At 57.2% G+C, this 2,411-nt stretch carries 2 protein-coding genes and 1 pseudogene; all 3 read right to left on the bottom strand.

All coding sequences use genetic code 11. The features are described from left to right. Nucleotides 1–286: pseudogene (locus ACYQ6T_RS10605) on the bottom strand (hypothetical protein); the annotation flags it as partial. A gap of 547 nt (nt 287–833) precedes the next feature. Continuing rightward, the gene (locus ACYQ6T_RS10600; protein WP_459830661.1) at nt 834–1,304 is read right to left on the bottom strand and encodes a hypothetical protein; all 471 of its coding nucleotides are present in this window, start codon (nt 1,302–1,304) and stop codon (nt 834–836) included. A 60-nt stretch (nt 1,305–1,364) separates the two neighbouring features. After that, nucleotides 1,365–2,279, bottom strand: coding sequence for a restriction endonuclease (locus ACYQ6T_RS10595; protein ID WP_459830658.1), 915 nt, complete (start codon nt 2,277–2,279; stop codon nt 1,365–1,367). Between the last annotated feature and the right edge of the window lie 132 nt (nt 2,280–2,411).

Genomic DNA, 2,411 nt, shown 5'->3' with positions numbered 1-2,411 from the left:
CCGTTAAGCCGTAGCGCAAGCCCAAAGTGCCCACCACTGAATCGCTGTTGCCACGGCTTTCACCAATCAGCGTGGGCAGGGTGACAAACGAGGTTGCCCCCGTTTGCACGGTGATGGGCTCAGCCGTGGAGACGCCTTGGCGGTCGCTGTTGGCGTAGGCCAGTGACACATCGAGCTTGACCTTGCCTTTGTCGGTGATCAGGTCTTCAACGGTGAGGGGTAAATCAGCATGGGCCGATGCTGCGCCCAAGGCCAGCAAGGCTGCTGCAAAACGTGCTTTGTTCATCACACTCCTTCATCAAACGGTGCTGGCGTGGCCAGCGGGATAAGCTGCTAACGTTCAAGCTCAGGGACGCTGCGCGGCTTTATCGCGCAGCGTCCCTTGGAGCGCAGTGTTAGGCAGTCAATAATTTCTTGTGCTACCTAGTTGCAGCGAGCCACACAACGACCATGAGCTGCTGCACAGTTAGAAATGCATTGACCGTTTCCTTGGCATTGACCAATGCAAATGCCCTGCTCGCTAGCGCATGCTCCCATGCATTGGCCGACATCATTGCGGGCAATTAGCAGTGCTCCGGATTTGCTTTGTGATTCCAAGTTGCTACTGAAATTCTGTTCGCACCGATCAAGGTCAAAAGGATTCGCCGTCTTTACGGCATCCCCAACGGCGCTTGCTGCGCTCGCAGTGGTGGTAACGGCGAGAAGTAGGGCAATCAATAAGCTTTTCATAGTGGTTCTCCGTTTGTGAGTTGCGGTAAAGGTGGCGTTACCGCGTCGCCTAACGTAAAGTTGAGGGGCGCCGCGCTTTTGCGGCGTCCCTCTCGAACGCCATGTTAGGGGGTAATTCTTGGAAACCCGCAGTCGTTTCTGTCGATTTCAAAGCGGGTGATTTCAACCCCATCACTTCCAGAATATGCATAAACATAAATGCCACCATATTGAAGCGATTTCTTCATGTCTGCGCTCGCACAGACTTTCCGCATAACCTCAGGCCGGAGATTTGTTTGAAGCCAGTTTGCATCAATGTCTCTCGATGTGTATTTAGGAAAGGTGTAGTGATATACAGCTCTCGGACCCGGCCCAACAGTCACCTTATCCAATCGGGTGTCTTGATCGACCATCATTGGTAATCGCTGGTTGTATTGATTCGCGGCTTTAGTAAACCCTTCGACAAGTTTCGCCTCGACTTCTTGCTGGCTGGGCTTCATCGCGGCCTTACCAACCTCTTTACCGATCTGGCCTCCAACGCTTGCTGCAATCAGGATGCCGATAAAGCCAAGTGCGGTCAGTACCTTCTTCCACATAGTTCCCCCTAACGGTCAGCATCAGCGGCGGCGCGAAGCGCCGTCCGCTGCATGCTGTTGTTAGCTTGTCCGTATGCCGTGCTCGATCATGAGCTTGGCGAACTGCTCCCCATCGAGTAGTTCAATTCGAATCCCCTTTTCCTCGAAGTACTGTTCCGCCGCCTGAACTGCCTCGTCGGAGATCGAGCCCGACGTGACCACCATGCCGAGGTTTGCCGACTCCGCCTCAATGCCCCGAATGAGCTGCTCAACTACCTCACGGGACACTGGGGGTTCCGGCTGCCAGTGCTTCGCCTGAACGGCCACGACCTGTTGAAAGACTCCGGCCACGCGGAACGTAGCCATGAGGTCAGCCCCCTTGTCTTGACTCCTCGGCACGATACGGACTTCCTCCGCCCCGAGGCCGCGCAGAACGGTTTGGATAAGCCGCTCGAAGCCGAAGCTCTCGATGCGGCCGCTGCGCATTTCCGTCAGCACCTCGCGGATCAAGCGTGCTTGGAGATCGGTTTGGAACGTGGGCGTCTGGCCCCCCTCGGCGAGGCCGAGGCATTCCTTAATTTCATCGAGGAGGTCGGTCGCGTCGGCGCATGTGCCCTGCGTCTTCATGCGCGAGACCAGGGCCGATCTCGCAAGCTGACGGGAGATGGGCTTCCCGCCGTTGAGCCACCGAACCGCCCGCCTGTAGGCGGAGTCGTCGTTGACCTTGGCCCGATTGTAAGTCGCGGGCCCAGACACTTCCGCGACGAAAAAGTCGGCCCCGTATGGGACGACGACGAGGTCGCCGGGCTTCATCTCCCGGATGAACCGCCAGAGATGACCCGCGGCACCACCGGCTCTTCGTAGATCGGGCTGGTCCGCGTAGTAGGCGCGGCGGACGATATCGCGGAAGCTCTCCCAACAGAGGTTTGAGTCGAGGAGCCCGTCAGCCTCGGCCCATCCGATGATCAACTCACCCGAGCGAAGCGCCTCAGGCACCTTGTCTTCGCCTCCTGGCGCGATACGAAGGATGAATCCGGATTGGCTCACAGCGGCGGTTCCCTCATGATCAAGCTAAGGACACGCTGAACAAATCAGCATTTTACTGGAAATGAGCGAGAGTGACCGTAT

The sequence above is a fragment of the Hydrogenophilus islandicus genome, from assembly GCF_054657095.1.
The sequence above is the reverse complement of the archived record's forward strand: the minus strand, read 5'-3'. Positions and strand labels throughout refer to the sequence as shown.

Coding starts and splice junctions, on each gene's coding strand:
- ACYQ6T_RS10600 (WP_459830661.1), bottom strand. CDS start 1,304: ATGTGGAAGAAGGTACTGACCGCACTTGGCTTTATCGGCATCCTGATT.